The sequence below is a fragment of the Pseudaeromonas sp. HNCC25DJ182 genome (assembly GCF_055413365.1).
This window is the reverse complement of the sequence record NZ_JBVAYG010000003.1, coordinates 84,716-101,186: the sequence shown is the minus strand read 5'-3', so window position 1 is coordinate 101,186 and position 16,471 is coordinate 84,716. Positions and strand designations below refer to the sequence as shown.

General features: G+C 58.4%; 14 protein-coding genes. 3 read left to right on the top strand and 11 right to left on the bottom strand.

Translation table 11 applies throughout. The annotated features are described in order from the left end of the window. Positions 1-60: 60 nt before the first annotated feature. The 4 genes from mukB to cmoM are packed head-to-tail and all read right to left on the bottom strand — an operon-like array spanning position 61 to position 7,355. Complete coding sequence (gene mukB / locus ACZYUB_RS03820; protein WP_463945695.1) at positions 61-4,488, bottom strand: chromosome partition protein MukB; 4,428 nt, start codon at positions 4,486-4,488, stop codon at positions 61-63. A gap of 2 nt (positions 4,489-4,490) precedes the next feature. Continuing rightward, positions 4,491-5,210 (bottom strand): chromosome partition protein MukE, encoded by a 720-nt coding sequence (gene mukE, locus ACZYUB_RS03815; RefSeq protein ID WP_460885049.1) that lies wholly within the window; start codon positions 5,208-5,210, stop codon positions 4,491-4,493. Then, positions 5,191-6,546, bottom strand: coding sequence for a chromosome partition protein MukF (gene mukF, locus ACZYUB_RS03810; RefSeq protein WP_463945692.1), 1,356 nt, complete (start codon positions 6,544-6,546; stop codon positions 5,191-5,193). The genes mukE and mukF overlap by 20 nt, the downstream gene beginning before the upstream one ends. After that, positions 6,546-7,355 carry a tRNA uridine 5-oxyacetic acid(34) methyltransferase CmoM gene (gene cmoM / locus ACZYUB_RS03805; protein WP_463945927.1) on the bottom strand — a complete coding sequence of 270 codons (810 nt, stop codon included), beginning with the start codon at positions 7,353-7,355 and terminating at the stop codon, positions 6,546-6,548. Before cmoM ends, mukF begins: the two co-directional genes overlap by 1 nt. 93 nt (positions 7,356-7,448) lie before the next feature. On the opposite strand from cmoM, the gene elyC reads away from it, so the two are divergent. From elyC to pfkA, 3 genes are all read left to right on the top strand, one after another. Beyond that, a complete protein-coding gene (gene elyC, locus ACZYUB_RS03800) occupies positions 7,449-8,213 on the top strand; it encodes an envelope biogenesis factor ElyC (protein WP_463945690.1) in 765 nt (254 codons plus the stop codon). Between the two features lie 138 nt (positions 8,214-8,351). Beyond that, positions 8,352-9,107 carry a triose-phosphate isomerase gene (tpiA, locus tag ACZYUB_RS03795; RefSeq protein ID WP_463945688.1) on the top strand — a complete coding sequence of 252 codons (756 nt, stop codon included), beginning with the start codon at positions 8,352-8,354 and terminating at the stop codon, positions 9,105-9,107. A gap of 199 nt (positions 9,108-9,306) precedes the next feature. Continuing rightward, complete coding sequence (gene pfkA, locus ACZYUB_RS03790; protein ID WP_463945686.1) at positions 9,307-10,269, top strand: 6-phosphofructokinase; 963 nt, start codon at positions 9,307-9,309, stop codon at positions 10,267-10,269. A 114-nt stretch (positions 10,270-10,383) separates the two neighbouring features. Here pfkA and ACZYUB_RS03785 read toward each other — a convergent pair whose 3' ends face one another. From ACZYUB_RS03785 to ACZYUB_RS03755, 7 genes are all read right to left on the bottom strand, one after another. Beyond that, a complete protein-coding gene (locus ACZYUB_RS03785; protein WP_463945684.1) occupies positions 10,384-10,770 on the bottom strand; it encodes a carboxymuconolactone decarboxylase family protein in 387 nt (128 codons plus the stop codon). A 53-nt stretch (positions 10,771-10,823) separates the two neighbouring features. After that, the gene (locus ACZYUB_RS03780; protein WP_463945682.1) at positions 10,824-11,192 is read right to left on the bottom strand and encodes a MerR family transcriptional regulator; all 369 of its coding nucleotides are present in this window, start codon (positions 11,190-11,192) and stop codon (positions 10,824-10,826) included. Between the two features lie 49 nt (positions 11,193-11,241). Then, complete coding sequence (locus tag ACZYUB_RS03775; RefSeq protein ID WP_463945680.1) at positions 11,242-12,093, bottom strand: carboxylate/amino acid/amine transporter; 852 nt, start codon at positions 12,091-12,093, stop codon at positions 11,242-11,244. Between the two features lie 106 nt (positions 12,094-12,199). Then, positions 12,200-13,558, bottom strand: coding sequence for an anaerobic C4-dicarboxylate transporter DcuC (gene dcuC, locus ACZYUB_RS03770; RefSeq protein ID WP_463945678.1), 1,359 nt, complete (start codon positions 13,556-13,558; stop codon positions 12,200-12,202). A gap of 122 nt (positions 13,559-13,680) precedes the next feature. Beyond that, positions 13,681-14,676, bottom strand: a complete 996-nt coding sequence (gene dusC, locus ACZYUB_RS03765; protein ID WP_463945676.1) for a tRNA dihydrouridine(16) synthase DusC — start codon at positions 14,674-14,676, stop codon at positions 13,681-13,683. A gap of 116 nt (positions 14,677-14,792) precedes the next feature. Beyond that, positions 14,793-15,005, bottom strand: a complete 213-nt coding sequence (ybcJ, locus tag ACZYUB_RS03760; protein WP_460885058.1) for a ribosome-associated protein YbcJ — start codon at positions 15,003-15,005, stop codon at positions 14,793-14,795. Between the two features lie 153 nt (positions 15,006-15,158). Continuing rightward, on the bottom strand, positions 15,159-16,343 hold the full coding sequence (locus tag ACZYUB_RS03755) for an extracellular solute-binding protein (protein WP_463945675.1): 1,185 nt from the start codon (positions 16,341-16,343) through the stop codon (positions 15,159-15,161). Between the last annotated feature and the right edge of the window lie 128 nt (positions 16,344-16,471).

Genomic DNA, 16,471 nt, shown 5'->3' with positions numbered 1-16,471 from the left:
CAGACTACTCCTACAGCCTTACTTCAACCTTAAGCGATGCGGATAAAATTGAAGTGGTCATCATGCCGAGAGTCGGTCGTCGCCGTAGCCAAAGCCACGTAAGCCCACAACATGCACATGCTCATGCTTGCCGTGCACCTTACGGATCAGCTTATAAGTCGTCCCCTTCTCCGGACTGATATTTTCCGGTGCCGCAATCAGCAGTTGCATATCCTGGCGTTCACACAGCTCGAACAGGGTGGCGATGGACTTGGCGTCCAGACGCGCCGCCTCATCCAGGAACAACAAGCGGCACGGCAAAATATCTTTTGCCCGCAAGCGCTTGGCATCCTCTTCCCAGCTCTGCAGCACCATCAGCAGGATCGCCTGACCGGTACCGATCGCTTCACCGGTGGACAAGGCGCCACTCTCGGCACGCAACCAGCCGTCCACACCGCGCTGCACTTCGATCTCCAGCTCCAGGTAATTGCGGTAATCCAGCAAGGCCTCACCCAATACCTGATGACTGCGCTCTCCCTGATCGATGTGCGGATTCAGACGCTGGAACAGCTTGGCCATTGCCTCGGAGAAGGTCAGCGCCTCATCGGCAAACAAGTCCTGGTGCAGGGTCGCCTGATCGCCAAGCGCATTGAGCAGGCGAGCGTAGGCATCGCGGACGTTGACATTCAAGCGCACGCCATGAACCTGACCGAAAGCGATATTCTGCAGTCCCTGATTCAGCACCCGAATGCGATTCTGCTCGCGGCGGATGATATTGGTGATCTTGGCGGCCACCTCGGTGGAGCTCAAGGAAAGGTGGGATTCGCGCTGCTTGAGCTCATCGGCCAGCCGCGACAACTCGATTTCCATCTCCTCGATGGCTTCGACCGGATCATCCGAGCGGATGATGTCGTGACGGATGCGATCCTTCAGATAGCGATAGACCACCACATAGAAGGCGACTTTCTGCTCGGTATTGCGATTGCCTTCCGACAGCCGCAAGGCATCGCGCAGCTCCTCGTCGTGATGCACGGCCAGACGCAGAGCGCCCAATGCCTTGTCCGACATGGAGCGCAGCTCATCCGCATCCAGATAGGCCAGCTCGCGGCGATTCAACCGTTTTTCCACATCGTTGTCACGGGCCAGGCGCAGCACCCGGTTCCAGCTCTGCTTATGATGGACCAGCAGCTTGCGCGCCAGCTTGTAATCTTTGCCTTCATGGGCCAGACGTCCCTGAAGACTGTCGATGTCCCGACGGCAAACCTGGAACTGGGCCTCGGCCTGGGTGCGACGGGAACGAGTGCGCACCAATTGCTCTTCCACCTCCCGCTTGTGGTGGCGGGCCTTCTCTTCCATATCCACGCTAACCACCAACCCCATGGCTGCCAGTTCCTGTTCGAACTCGCTTAAGGTCTGGCGCTTGGCATCCAGACCCGACTGCAGTGCCGTCTTGACCTGCATGGCCTCGGTGAAGCGGCTGACAATCTGGGCCACCGACTCGGCCAATTGCCGCCGCGCCAGCTCGGCATCCGCCAGCTTGGCTTTGAGTCGTTCGCTGATCTCGGAGGTTTGCCCCAGCATAGCTTCCGCATCCTGGTAGGCAAAATGGCTGCTGCGCGCCAGCAACTCGTCCAGGGCAAAGCTCTGCCGTCGCACCTGGCTCAGTTGTTGTTCGGCATCGAGTGCCGCCTGTTGCAAGGCGTCCAGGCTCTGGGGATCTTCGCGCAGCAGATGCACTTGCCCTTCCAGAGCACTCAGCGCCTGCCCCTTCTGCCGCAAGAATTGCTCGGCCTGTTGCAAGGCCTCGAGCTCGGCACGGGCCGCGTTCAAACGCTCGGCACCGGCATCGGTCTGGGCCAGATGCCATAGCGGACGCAAGCGCTGTAGCAGTGCTAACGCGGCACGGCTGCTTTCCTGCGCGGCGCGGTATTGGGCGTCTTGCTGCTGACGCTCCTGCTGCCGGGATTGCAACTCGCGCACCTGAGCTTGCAGTAACTCCAGCTCGGCCTCCGGATCGGTCTCGAAGGCCACGTTCAGATGTTCGGCAATAAACTGGCTGAAGTGATGATAGGTGCGACTATGCTTTTGCTGCTCGAAAGCGGCGGTGGCATAGGCATCGATCAGGGACTCACGTTCGGCCTCCAGTGCGGCAATGCGTTGCTCACGGGCGGCACGACCAAACAGCGGCACGCTCGGGAAGCGGGAGTAGCGCAGTTGACGGTCACTGCCGCGCACCACCAGCGCCTGCTCCAGCTCGCGGGCATCCAGCAGATCCTCATCAAAAGACTCCGGATTGCCCTGGATGAGATAGACATCATCCGGCAGATCCTCCAGCGCCTTGAGTCGCTCCAACGCCGCATCCAGATCCGCCACCACAATGGCAGCCCGTGCCGGACCATACAGCGCAGAGTAATAAGGGGCATCGTCGATGTTGATGTCGTCATAGACATCGCACAGCAAGACACCATCCAGCTGCTCACTGACTCGTGACAGCCGTTCATCCACTTCACCGCCGACGTTTTGCAGGCGGCGGATCTGGGCTTCCAGATCCAGCTTGCGTTGCTGCAGCTGGTTCTTCTCGGTCTCGGCCTGACGTTCAGCCGCCAGCGCCTTATGCATGGATTGGGAAACCGCCTGCGGATTTTCCAGAGCTTCACCACTGAGCTCGCGCAGCTTGTCGAGTTTTTCCTGGGCCAGCAGCCAGGCCGGCGCTATCTTCTTGAGCTGGTCAATCCGGGTACGGGACTGCAGCAATTGCTGCTCGACCTGCGCCCCTTGCTGACGACCGGCGTCCAGTTGATCGGCTAACTGTTCCAGCCGCGCCTGCTGTTGCTCGGCCGCCAGCTCGAGAGCCTCTTCATCCGTCACCAGGATCTGGTGCTGACGTTGCAACTCCTCTTGCCAGCGCGCCAGCTGTTGGCGCTGTTCGGCATCCCGTTGCAAGTCGCTCAGGGCATGCTGGATTTGCGCGCTGCGGTTGACCAGATCCCGGCTCTGCTGGCCCTGGCGCAGCACCTGTTGGGCACTCTCCCATGCCTGTTCACGGGGTACCGGACCCGCAACCTGGGTCAGCAACGCCAGTGCGGCGTCATACTGACTAGCGGCCGCCTTGGCCAGACTCAGTCGTTGCTGTACAGCCAACAAGGCGTCGGTAAGCTGGCGCTCCTGCTCCTTGAACAGACTCTGCTCCCGGGCCACACCGGTCACATCCAGGTCTGGGCGACCGCACAGCTCACGCGCACTCTCCAGCGCCTTGATGGCCTGGCGGTACTGGATGGCACGGGTCTGCTGGATATCCAGCGCCTGCTGGTAATCCGCCAACTGGGTCTTGAGGCTATCCACCTCACCCTCGGTCTGCTGCTTCTTCTGCTCCAGCTCGCATTTGCGCTCGCTGATCTCCTCGACCATCGCCAACTGCTCTTCCAGGCGCAGGCCGATATCGGTGACATCCTCACGATACTGTTCAATTTTCTTGCCCAGCGCCACACCGTTGATCACCCGGGCCAACTGCTCGGAGGCGGCCTCCAGTTCATCGGTGAGATGCTTTTCCCGCGCCTGCATCTGCTCGGCTTCTTCTGCCAGATAGATGGCGCGCTGCTTTTCTTCACGCAGCAGGCGGTGTTTGTCCTGAAGCTGCTGGCGACCGGCCAGCGCCGACTCGGAGAGTCGCGCCTTCTCGGTGCTGTTGCGCATGTAATCAGCCGCGACATAGTGGGTCGTTTCGGTGATCAGGTTGCGGAACAGGTCTCGTTGGGACTGGGTTTCCTTGATGGCATCCAGGGTACGGCGGTTTTCATAGATGGCCGCTTCCATGTCCTGGAACGCCTTGCGCACCCCGGAGTTCTCCGGCAACAGATACTCCCGCAACGAGCGGGTGATCGAGGAGGAGATACCGCCGTAGAGCGAGGCTTCAATCAAGCGATAGAAGCGTGCCCGATCCTTTTGATCGCGCATCTTCTTCGGCAGGATGCCGGATTCGAACATGAAGTTGTGATAATCGGTCACCGAATTGAACTTGGCGACTTTCAGGGCACCCAGCTCGGCGGCTGCTTTGCGCAGATCGCTAAATGGCCGCACCTTGGCCTTGTCCTCATCCAGCCGCTCCAGCAGCAGCTCGGTCGGCTGGATCCCCGCCGGCACATCCACCAGCGCGAAGGGAGTAATGTTGACCTTGTGATCCCGATTGGCAACCTGCTCCAGATGAACCCCGACCCACAACCGCTGCTCCCGGGAATTGAGCACCTCAATCAGTGAATAGCAATGACCCCGTTGCAACTTGCCGTACAGCCCCTTATCCCGACTGGCACTGGAGCTGCCCGCTTCGGTGGTATTGCGGAAGTGCAGCAGCGTCTGATCCGGGATCAAGGCCGTGATGAGCGACGCCATAGTGGTGGACTTCCCGGCACCATTGCCACCGGAAAGTGTGGTTACTAGCTGGTCAAGCTCGAAAGTCCGGGCAAAAAAGCCGTTCCAGTTGACCATAGTCATCGAAATAAACTTGCCGCGCATCGTTATACGTCCAGTCCCAGTTGTTCTTCTTCCAGCTCATCTTCACTCTCGTCCAGCAGGTGTTCGCTGGTCGGCAGCTCGTCATCATGCAAGATGGCTTCCCCTTCCCGGATCATCCGCAACTGCACCAGACGCGGATCCTCATCGCTGCGAACATCGGCCCCGAAGCGGAATACCGACTCGTTGACGCGGAATTTATCGCCCGTCCCCACCTGCACCACCATGCCGAGGCGTTTGAGACGGCGCAGCGAGGTCCGCATCTTCTCCAGCAGCTTGCGCTTGTCCAGATCCGAGCCGCCACTGCGCTGGTTGACCATGCGCAGCAATTGCCGCTCATCCGCCAGGGTCAACAGCTCCTCTTGCAGATCGGAGAGAGAAAACAGCCCCTCGTTCGCCAGGCGTTCCGGGCTCAGATAGAGATAACAGAGAACCTTGCCCACCAGCATGTCCAGTTCGGAGAGCACAGAAGTACCAATTTCCGAGCTGGCGCGCGGCCGCAGATAGAAGAAGCCTTCCGGCGCCTTGATCAGCTCCACCTGATAGCGGGCGTAGAAGCGCTCCAGCTCATCGTGGTATTCGAGCAAAAACGAGTGGTTGTCCAGGTCATCGGCGCTGATATGGCGTCCGCTGCGCAACCAGGTATCCAGTTTCGGGAACAAGGGGTTGGCGATCGCCTGCGCCATGCGCAGTGCGAGAGGAAAATCAGTATTGATCAATGACATGGGCCTGTACCTTAGCTCCCGATTCGTTGATGGGTTTCCATTTCGGTTGTTTGGCGCTGGTGAGTTCCGCTTCTGAGTGTCCCAGGCGGATCGCCGAATCAATCAGCAAGCGTGCCACATCGAAGTGTTGATAGTCCGGATAATGGGCCAGGTAGTCGCGCAGCACCTCGGCCATATCCAGCGGTTTACCCTGCTCGCGGAATGCATCCAGATGCAACTGGATACGCTCGGCCAGTTGATTGTTCACGTCCAGAATTTCGTGATACTCCAGCTCGCTCGGCAACTCGCCGGTAATTTCGTCGCCATGCAAGGCCAGGGTTTCGTCGCGCAACTCCAGCAAGCGATGCTCCTGGGCCACCACCATCAGCCAGTTGTGGTTCTGGAACTCGCGGATCGACTCCCGCAGGCGCTGACTGAACGCCCGGTTTTTGTCCATGTCGATGGCGGTGCGGATAAACTTGTGCACGTGGCGATCGTAACGAGCCCACAATTCGATGCATTGCTGGCCCCAGTTGATGATGGCATCCAGCCGTGCCTGCAGGGTGTGGGTCAAGGCTTCGATATGAGCCAGCTCTTCCCGACCTTGCGTCGCCTCCTGAATGTTCAGCAAGCCATCCTGCAGATTGTGACCCGCGGCATCCAGGGTATCTTGCAACTCGCGCAGGGTTTGGCCGGTCTCGCGCAGTAACTTCTCGCAGCTGTGGATCGCCTGGGTCCAATCCAGATTCAGCAGATCGGCAATCTCGGCCTTGACCTGATTCTGATGCTCATCCATCGCGCGCTGGGTCAGATCGATACGCGCCAGGATCTCTTCGACCGAATATTTTAGTCGCGGATACACCTGCTCATCCCAGTGGGCCAGCGCATCATTCTCGCTCGCCGCCTGATAGGCTTTACCCAGTTCGCTGGCGACCTGCTCCAGCAACAAGGAGAGCTTGACGCTGCTGACCTCTTTTTGTTCGGCAAAAAATTCGACGATGCCCATCGCCAGTCGCGTCAGACGATACAAGCTCTCGCCTTCGACCGGATCGGCATTGAAACGTGACAGCAGCTTCTGCCGGACCAGTTCATTGATGGCATTGTTCGCTCTATGACTCAGGGTCTCGTCCATCTGCCCGAAGATCTGGCTGACATAGCCGAAAGCATCATGCAGCGCGGCTTCGGTCAACTCATGGGTCGAGTCATCCCGGGAAAGCGTGGCGATAGCGATCAAAAAAGCCAACCGGTCATTGGCCAGATTCAGCGACAGTCCTTCCTGTTTCACCCAGCCAACTAATTCCGGTAGGGTCAATTCGGGCACGCTACGCTCTGTGGCGCGGGAAACCTCTTGCGTCATCACATTCTCTTCTCAATCACAGTGCTTTCTCCATGGAGTAGTGGCCGTTGCGCCATGACATGGATATAGCGACCCAGGGCGACAAAAGGCTCCTGGCGACAATAACGTTGTTCCATCTGCAGCAGATCATCGAATTTATCCTGCTGATCCTGCTTGTGCCGCATGTAGTCATGGATCACGCGCACCCCGGTCTTGCCGATGAGCTTCAGCCCACCGCGCTGCAACCAGTCATAGACCTCATCCGGTAGTTGGGGATTACTGGGGGTCAGCTTCTGCTTGCGCTTCTTGGTCAGGCCGGCGCGGATATAGTCGAAATTCCCCACCACCAGACTCTGGAATAACAAGGCGTTGCGATTATAAAACAACACCGAGAGGATCCCGCCCGGCGCCAAATAGCGCAGCAAGGATATCAAGGTCTGCCGAGGTTCACTCAACCATTCCAGTACGGCATGGCACAAGATGAGATCAAACTCACCCTCGATGTGCTGATCCAGCTCCTGGATCGGGCAATGAATCAAACGGATACGATCACTCAAGCCCTTGGCGTCGATCTGCTGACGCGCCAGCTCCAGCATGTCGGCCGAGAGGTCGCACAACTCGACCTGGTGCCCCATTTGCGCCAGCTGCTGGGCGAAATAGCCAAAGCCACCGCCGGCATCCAGGATCCGCAACGGGCGCTCGCCGAGGCGACTGAGACAGCCCTGCAGATCCTGCCACACCACGGCCGCGCGAATGCGACCCTTGCTGGTGCCATAAATGTTCTGGGCAAACTTGTCGGCCATGCCGTCGAAGCTGTGATCTGCACTCACCATAGCGGTTCCGTTTCACTCAAGGGAGGGCTATTCTGGCACATCCCTATACCCCTGCAAACGGCGCGGCAGACGGCCGCTCAGAGATCATCCATGTTCTGGTTAAAAAAATGGCTCGGTGGGCTATTAATGCCCTTACCCTTCACTCTGGCCCTGATCGTGCTGGGCTTATTACTACTGTGGTTTACCCGCCGTCAACGGTTAGGCAAGACGCTCTGTACCCTGGGCACCTTGTTGCTAATCCTGTTTTCGCTGCGTCCGGTCAGCATGGAGTTGTTGCGGCCGCTGGAGCAGCAATACCCGCCGTTTCCTGCGAACCAGAGCGTCGATTTTATCCTGGTGCTCGGTCATGGTCATGTCAGTGACCCGAGCGTGCCCTTGACCAGTCAACCGATCAGCAATGCCTATGCCCGCATTCTGGAAGCGATCGAACTGAAACGGCGCAATCCGCAGGCCAAGCTGGTGCTATCCGGCAACATCAGCAGTGACCCGATTTCCTGTGCCGAGATGTATGCCCGGATTGCCGAGCACTATGGTATTTCCCGTCAGGAGATGATCCTGATTGAGGATGCCTACGACACCCACGATGAAGTCAGCCGTTACCGAGCAATCATAGGGGATCATCCGGCGGCTCTGGTGACCTCTGCCAGCCACATGCCCCGCGCTATGGGGCTCATGCGTCAAGCGGGTCTTCAAGTGATACCCGCGCCGACCGATTACATGGGGCGACACCCCCAGCGCCCCATCCCCTCCTATGGCTATCTGCCGGAGGGGCGGTATCTGATGTATTCAGAAACCGCATGGCATGAATGGATAGGCGCCATTTGGCATCAATTGCGAAACCAGTCGAAAGAATGAGCGATGTCCAACCCAAAAACTGATATGGATCAGTAATTAGGGTAAAATATTAGCCTGCGTGACCAAGCGCTGACTATTCGGGGCCGAGTTCACCTCATATAATGCCCCGCAGCAAATCACCATCTGGAGGATGAAAGAATGAGACAACCATTGGTAATGGGTAACTGGAAGTTGAACGGCACCAAAGCATCTGTTGAAGCCCTGGTCAAGGCACTGGTTGAACCGGCTGCCAAAGCTGAAGGCGTTGAAGTTGCCGTCTGCCCGCCAGTTATCTTCCTGGGCCTGGTTGAAAAGCTGACTGAAGGCACCCGCATTCAGTACGGCGCGCAAAACGCCGACGTCCACACTGCTGGCGCATTCACCGGTGAAAATTCTCCGGTCATGCTGAAGGAATTTGGTTGCAAGTACGCTCTGGTTGGCCACAGCGAACGTCGCACCCTGCACGCAGAAACCGATGCCGTAGTCGCTGCCAAGTACGAAGCCATCCAACAGAACGGCCTGGTACCTGTACTGTGCATCGGTGAAACTTTGGCTCAGTTCGAAGCCAACGAAACCAATGCCGTCGTTGAAACCCAGCTGAAGGCTGTGATCGACCGCTCCGGTATCGACTCTTTCGCCAACGCCGTTATCGCTTACGAGCCGGTATGGGCTATCGGCACTGGCAAGACTGCTACTCCGGAAATCGCACAAGCCGTTCACGCTCACATCCGCGCTTATCTGGCCGGTTTCAGCGCTGACGTCGCCGCTAAAGTACAGATCCTGTACGGTGGTTCCGTGACTGGCGCGACTGCAGCTGATCTGTTCGGTCAAGCCGACATCGACGGCGGCCTGGTGGGCGGTGCGTCCCTGAAGCCGGAAGACTTTGCCCAGATCATCGCTGGCGCCAAGCAATAAAACATCATGAGGGCGTCATCAGACGCCCTCATCGTGTCCGCATAGCCCTGTCGGGTACTTTCCCTCTGTGACGGAGGGGATGTGTGAAAGTACCGCTACTGCCAGCTCTGACTCGGCAGCCCATGGGTTCATCGCGAGACGCCGGGGCCAGCCTGCCCCACCAGTTTGTACAAGAAACTTCGACTTATAGAGGCACACTATGATCAAGAAAATTGGTGTTCTGACCAGCGGCGGTGACTCACCAGGTATGAACGCAGCCATTCGTGCTGTGGTTCGTGCCGGTCTGGCAGCCGGTCTGGAGGTGTATGGTATCCGTGACGGTTACCTGGGTCTGCATCAGGATCGCATAACCAAACTGGAGCGCCATAGCGTTTCTGACGTGATCAACCGCGGCGGCACCTTTTTGGGCTCGGCCCGTTTCCCGGCATTCAAAGAAGAATCGGTCCGCCGTGAAGCCATCGAAAACCTGAAGAAGCACGGTATCGATGCGCTGGTCGTGGTGGGTGGTGACGGCTCCTACATGGGCGCCAAGAAGCTGACCGAGATGGGCTATCCCTGCATCGGCCTGCCAGGCACCATCGATAACGATATCGCCGGTACCGAATTTACCATCGGTTTCGACACCGCTCTGAACGTGGTAATGGAAGCGATTGACCGTCTGCGTGACACCTCTACCTCCCACAAGCGGATCTCGATTGTGGAAGTCATGGGTCGCCACTGTGGTGATTTGGCCATGTCGGCCGCGGTAGCCGGTGGCGCCGAGTTCGTGATCGTGCCGGAAAAAGGCTTCGACAAAAACGAACTGCTGGCCCAAATCGACGATGGTATCGCCAAGGGCAAGCGTCACGCCATGATCACCATCTGTGAGCATGTCACCGACGTGAATGCCCTGGCCAAGGAAATCGAAGCCCACACCGGCCTCGAGACCCGCGCCACCATTCTTGGTCACATCCAGCGTGGCGGTAGCCCGACGGCTCGTGACCGTATCATGGCCAGCCGCATGGGCGCCTACGCAGTTGAGCTGTTGCTCGAGGGTGCTGGCGGTCGTTGCATCGGTCTGCAAGAGAACAAGCTGGTGCATCACGATATCGTCGACTGCATCGAGAACATGAAGCGTCCATTCGACGAAGAGATGTTCCTGTTGAGCGACAAGCTGTTCTAAGACTGCATGCAGTCAACGACATGAAGAAGGAGGCTGTGATGCCTCCTTTTTATTGGTGTTATCTGTGATTTGTAGCCCGCCCTTTCGACGCGTTGCATCAGCGAGGCTCAATAATTACACCGGGATCAGTCCCCGCTCGATAAATACCGCTTTCGCCGTCAACATGCCGTTAATGGCTGCCGGAAAACCAGCGTAGACCGCCATCTGCAAAATCACCTCGGTAACCTCCTCGGGCGAGCAGCCCACATTCAAAGCACCGTGCAGATGCACCGCCAGTTGCGGCTGCGCATGGCCCAAGGCCGTCAAGGCAGCCACAGTGGCCAGCTCCCGACTCTTCAGATCCAGACCCGGGCGCTGGTAGATATCACCAAATGGAAACTCGATGGTGTAGCGCGCCAGATCCGGCGCAATAGACTCCAGGGCCGCGATCACCTTGGCTCCGGCCTCGCCATCAATTTCATTCAGGCGGCGCAGACCAGCCTCAAACCGTGCGTTGTTCATGAATTCACTCTCCTCGGGTTGTAAAACCATGAGGCTACAACTTCGAGTGCACTCTAGATCAAGCGCTGTTTTGCTAGCTCCTGCTGGTAATAGGCAATTTTCTCCTGCAATGCCGCCAGATGAGCCTGCTGCTCGGCCAACTGTTGCTGCAAGGCATCGGCATGTCGCTCCAGCAACTGCTGACGCGCCTCCAGCGTGGTATTGCCCAGCTTGCGTAATTGCGCATAGTGCTGGATCTCCCGCAGCGGCATACCCGTCGCCTTGAGCTTCTTGATAAAGGCAACCCACAGCAGATCTTGTTGCTGGTAGATGCGGTGTCCGGATGCAGCCCGCTGGATTTGGTCCAGCAGGCCAATCTGCTCGTAATAACGCAGGGTGTGTACCGTCAATCCGGTGAGGGTCGCAAACTCCTGAATGGTCATGACGGCCTCCTGGCCAAAATCGCTGGGCTGGCCAGCCTGAACTGGCCCGTTACGTGCGCTGGCTCTGTTGCTCGTTGAGCAACAAGGACCCCAGGATCAGACCACCGCCAATACTCAAACGCAACAGATCTGCCGACTGATTCCAGATCAACAGATTGACCAGCAAGCCGGCCGGGATCAGCGCATTGTTCATGATGGCCAGCACCCCGGCATTCACCCGTGTCGCGCCCTTATTCCACAGGAAGTAACCCAGGCCGGATGCACCGGCGCCCAGCCAGAGCAGCAGCCCCCACTGCAGCGAACTGGTTGGATAGCGTGGGGTGCCCAGCAGCAGCCAGGCCACCAACGCGACCAGAGCCGCTCCCACAAAGAAACAGGCAAAGATCTGGTGCTGGGGCAGCTCTGCCGTTTGCTGGGCCAGCAGTCGTTTATAACCGACCTGACCGGCGGCAAAACAGAGGTTAGCGCCCTGCACCACCAGAAAACCGATCAGGAAATCCGACGTCAGATGGTCAAAGCGGATCACAGCGGCCCCCAGGACCGCCAGCCCCGCGGTCAGCAGATAACGACGATGGAAGCGAGCGCTGAGCAGATCATGGAACAAAGTGACGTATAGCGGGGTGAAGATGGTGAAGATCAGCACCTCGGGGACCGTCAGCAACAAAAAGGAGTGATAGTAGAAGAGATACATGAACCCCAACTGGATGGCGCCTATCGCCATCAGGCCCAGGGCCAGCCGAGGCTTGAGTTGACGCAGTCGCAAGAAGGGCAGGAACACCAGCAGCGCCAGTGCGGTACGGGTCAGCACCATGAAATAGGCATCCACCTGCCCGGCCAAATAGACACCGATGAAACTAAACGAAAAAGCCCATAACAGGGTGACAAACGACAGGTACGCCATGGCGAACTCCAGAACCAATCAGGAGCCGGATCATGCAATAGCCATGGGCTTGAGGCCAGACGGCTGAGTCTTTCCGCGGCAGGTCAGCATTGACAAGCGGTCAATTCTAGAGCGCCCCAGGCACCAGCCAGTGGGTTAGCACAATGACGATGACCAATGCCACGGCAACCGGCAGTGAGGTTCGCTTGACCACCTCCAGCGGCGAAACATGGCCCATACCAGCCGTGGCTACCACCACCCCGGAGATCGGCGATATGGTTCGTCCCAGATTGGAGGCCTGCAGCATGGGGATCACCAGGTACGCGGGGGGGATCCCCAGGCTCACGGCCAGCTTGGGGATCAGCTCGATAAAGGCATAGAAGGGGGCATTCCCCGAGCCCGTGGTCACAGCGGCCAGCAGGGTGATCAGCACCAGCAGCAGCATGACGCACAGCGCGCTCCACTGATTCTCCTGGCCCAGTTGCAACAGTTGTTCGATAAAGCCGACACTCATCAGTCCCTGGGCAAAGACCCCCGCCGCCACCAGCAGGATCACCACGCTGGAAAACGCCTCGGCCATCCCGCGATACGCCACGTTCAGACCATCGAACAATTTCTTGGCATCCCGTTTACGCAGGAATTCACAGCTCGCCGCCAGCAGCAGAGAAAAAATCACGATGGTATTGATATCAAACTGGATGCCGTAGTCACCATTGAACACAAAGACCCCGACCAGCGGCAAGAACGGCAGTATGGCGTAGCCGTCAGGACCGTGAAGTTGCTGACGGCTGATATCCACCGGCTCATGCCGGACCCCCTCCCGCTCATCCAGCCAGCGTTGCCAGAAAAAATGGGTCACGCCCATACCCGCCATGGCACTCAGGGAGATCGGCAAGGAGAGCCCAAAGGCAAAGGGCAACAGCTCCATACCGGCGGTCTCGGCGGCGATGATTACATCCCCCGAGGTGGGCGCCAGCATGATGGCCGCCGGAGAGGCGCAGATAGCAGTAGCCGCCGCCCGGGAGATGCCCATATTGACCATCAGCGGAAACAGGGTTGCCATCAGGAGAATGCCCAGCCCCGCCGCCGAACTCACCGCCAGCGACATGGCACAGGCGACAAAATAGGCCACCACCATCAGCAAATAAGGGGAGTGAATGGCATGCAGCGGTTTGCTGAGTAATTTAACCAGGGCGCCATGGGCTCCCAGATGATTCATATAGGCGGAGAAGCCACACAGCAACATGATCATCAGACCCAGTCCGGCGGTGCGATCGACCAGCATATAGCGCACAAAATCAATCACATCAGAAAGCGGATTACCGGTACTGGTCACCTCCGCAGGCAGGATCCGGTATCCAAGCGCCGCGCTGACACTCAGCAGCACAATCCCGCCCACCAGCAAGACGCCGCTGGCGGCATAGCCCTTGACGATGTAATAACCGACCAGAAACGTAACCGACAGACCGATGATCAACGCCAGCATGAGTACTCCAGATGCCGAACCTCAGGCACTACCACTGCACAGGACTCTGATTGTGAACCAAAGTCCGCTCTGTCGCCTAGTCCAGCGGCACAGAATGGTTTGGCCGAGCCACTTCGGACAACTCATACCTGGCTATTTTCAACTTCCTGTTGCAGCAAGGCCATGATGGGCGCGGGCTCCGTACAACGGCGCAACTGGGCAAATAGCGGCTGCGCCTGCTCATATTGCTGACGCAGGTAGCTGAACCATTGCTTGATGCGATTCGGAAAATAGGCGCCCTTATCACCCTGGACTTCCAGCTCACCATATTGCATCAGCAATTGCAGCACTTCAGACCAGGGCATGACTGCCGCCTGGTGCTGTACCACGGCGCCTAAATTGGGGACATTCAGGGCACCGCGTCCCACCATCAGATCCTGACAACCGGTCACAGCCCGACACCGCACCCCATCGGCATGACTCCAGATCTCGCCGTTGGCGATCACCGGAATCGACAAGCGCTCCCGAATGCGGGCAATCCACTCCCACTTGATGGCTTCGCTGCGATAGCCATCTTCTTTGGTCCGGCCATGCACCGCCAGCTCTGAGGCACCCGCCGCCGCCGCCGCATCGGCAATGGTCAGACAATCCGCCGGATTATCCCACCCCAGACGGATCTTGGCCGTGACCGGCAGATGCTCCGGCACCGCCTGACGAACGGCGCTGATGATCCGGTACATCAGATCCGGCTCCTTGAGCAGTACGGCGCCCCCTTTGGATTGATTGACCAGCTTGGCCGGACAGCCAAAGTTGAGATCCACCCCTGGCGAGCCCAGCTCGACCGCACGCACGGCATTCTCCGCCAACCACTCCGGCGACTGCCCCAGCAGTTGCACCCGCACCGGAGTACCAGATACCGTCTTGCCACCCTGCAGCAATTCAGGCGCCAACTTATAGAAGGTCCGTTTCGGCAACAGCATATCAATGACCCGGACAAACTCGGTCACACAGAGATCATAGGGATTGATCTGGCTGAGCAAGCCACGCATCAGAGGATCCAGCACCCCTTCCATAGGCGCTAGGATCAAGCGGCCAGTCGGTGGGGTACTAGTCGGTGGAGTGGAAGCTGGGGGCAACATGCAGGTCTCCGGAACTTAGGCAACACCCTGCAGCCGGGTGTCAAAAACAAGCCAATAAAAACACCGGGCTCTCCTTGCGGCAGCGTCCGGTGTTTTTCGATGGCGTTAGTCGCAACTCAAGCCAGAACTGTGACTTCTTGCCCGGTAAAAGATACCACCTGGCCTGCCAGGATCTTGCAGCGCTTGCGGGTTTCGATATTGCCATCCACCAGCACCAGACCTTCGGCGATGGCGGACTTGGCAGCCGCACCGCTCTCACTCCACCCCTGCAGCTTCAGCAGATCACACAACTCCACATGGGGATGGCCTTCCAGATTAAACGTCTCCATTACGACTCCTCGTCTACACGCGATCAGGCTGGACACCCCAATCGCTGGTCACTCAATTTTTCTGGCGCATGTATGTCATAAAAGTCGCGGTTTGTCGAATCGGATAACCGAATTTCCCCGCTTGCGGGACGATTATTCCTAGCCTGCGCCAGTTTACGGCGTATTCACCCGCCGTTGCGCTTCGAGCAGCGCCTGCTGCGGGCTCTGGCGTTCGGAAAAAATGTTATTCAGCGCCGCGGTGACACTGTTCCAGAACAATGGCATCGCCGGATGTCCGGGCATGGCCACGCCCTGGCGGACACTCTGCAAAATCGCCCTGTGCATCGGATCTTGGGAGCCTGCTCCATAGCAGGCCACTATGCCGCTATCCGCCCCCGACTGGTAACGGGCCATGCCTGCAGGTGTCAGCAGATCCTGTTGCAAAAACTCCTGCGCCAGCATGGGCTCCGTGGATTGGGCGCTGATCCCCGCCGCCATCACCCCGTAAAAAGGCTGTACCGGCTGCCCCTGCATGGCAGGCAAGGCAGCGACCCCGTAGTCAACCCCACTTTGTTGCAATCGAGCAGCATCCCAGGGCCCTCCCACCATCAACGCTAACTTGTTCTGACTGAAGCGATCCAGTGCCAGCTCATAGCTCAAGCCTTTGGGCGACCAACCGGCATCGACCCAGTGTTTCATCTCTTGCAGGTTAAGAGCCGTCTGTGCGGTTTGCGCCTGCATGCGTAATTGACCTGCCGTATCGACGTGCAACGCCTTCGCCACGCCGGCGGTCACAAAAGGCCAGCTGTGATAGGGCGAGCTGAAATCCCAACCGACCAGGTCCATATCCTTGGCCAAGTCCGATGCCAGCTGTGGAAACTGGCGGACGTCGGTGGGGGCTGCCGCCAGCAACCGACGATTCCAGAACAGCACCAGGGATTCCAGTTGCAGCGGATATCCCAGTAGGCTGGAATCCGCTCGTTGCAAGGGAGCCATGGCTTGGGGAAGACAGTGTTGTTGCAACTCAGGCCCTGGTTGCAGCGGCAATAACAGACCGGCGTGTTGCCAGGCGCCAAACCGATCATGAGCCCAGATGATGATATCGGGCCCCTGCCCTTGCTGGGCCAGGATCTCGAACTTTTCGACGAAATTAGCAGGGCTCTCAATCTGTACCGCGCGCCCAGTTCGAGCGGTAAAGGCATGGCCAATGGCGGTCAGCTCGCTGACACCGCGCCCTGTCCAGATCAGTAGCGGACGTTCTGGTTGCGAGTTACCTCGCAATAAACCGAACGCTGCCACCAGTATCACGACCAGAGCCCCGACCGCACCCACGCCGATGGCCATCCTTCGCCGAATCATATCGCCCCTCCTGAGTCACGCAGCAAATAGGGCGCATCATCCTCAACGCGGAGCAAATTGCCAGCAGCATCGTGATTGGGGCGATCAAACTCTGTTGTAGCTCAAACTCTAGGGGTAACGGCGGGATA

Bases quoted from the DNA above. Each gene is read 5' to 3' on its own strand.
- ACZYUB_RS03780 (WP_463945682.1), bottom strand. From the start codon at position 11,192: ATGACCATTCAGGAGTTTGCGACCCTCACCGGATTGACGGTACACACC.
- mukB (WP_463945695.1), bottom strand. From the start codon at position 4,488: ATGCGCGGCAAGTTTATTTCGATGACTATGGTCAACTGGAACGGCTTT.
- ACZYUB_RS03785 (WP_463945684.1), bottom strand. From the start codon at position 10,770: ATGAACAACGCACGGTTTGAGGCTGGTCTGCGCCGCCTGAATGAAATT.
- ACZYUB_RS03755 (WP_463945675.1), bottom strand. From the start codon at position 16,343: ATGATTCGGCGAAGGATGGCCATCGGCGTGGGTGCGGTCGGGGCTCTG.
- dcuC (WP_463945678.1), bottom strand. From the start codon at position 13,558: ATGCTGGCGTTGATCATCGGTCTGTCGGTTACGTTTCTGGTCGGTTAT.
- mukE (WP_460885049.1), bottom strand. From the start codon at position 5,210: ATGTCATTGATCAATACTGATTTTCCTCTCGCACTGCGCATGGCGCAG.
- ACZYUB_RS03775 (WP_463945680.1), bottom strand. From the start codon at position 12,093: ATGGCGTACCTGTCGTTTGTCACCCTGTTATGGGCTTTTTCGTTTAGT.
- ybcJ (WP_460885058.1), bottom strand. From the start codon at position 15,005: ATGGAGACGTTTAATCTGGAAGGCCATCCCCATGTGGAGTTGTGTGAT.
- mukF (WP_463945692.1), bottom strand. From the start codon at position 6,546: ATGACGCAAGAGGTTTCCCGCGCCACAGAGCGTAGCGTGCCCGAATTG.
- pfkA (WP_463945686.1), top strand. From the start codon at position 9,307: ATGATCAAGAAAATTGGTGTTCTGACCAGCGGCGGTGACTCACCAGGT.
- elyC (WP_463945690.1), top strand. From the start codon at position 7,449: ATGTTCTGGTTAAAAAAATGGCTCGGTGGGCTATTAATGCCCTTACCC.
- tpiA (WP_463945688.1), top strand. From the start codon at position 8,352: ATGAGACAACCATTGGTAATGGGTAACTGGAAGTTGAACGGCACCAAA.
- dusC (WP_463945676.1), bottom strand. From the start codon at position 14,676: ATGTTGCCCCCAGCTTCCACTCCACCGACTAGTACCCCACCGACTGGC.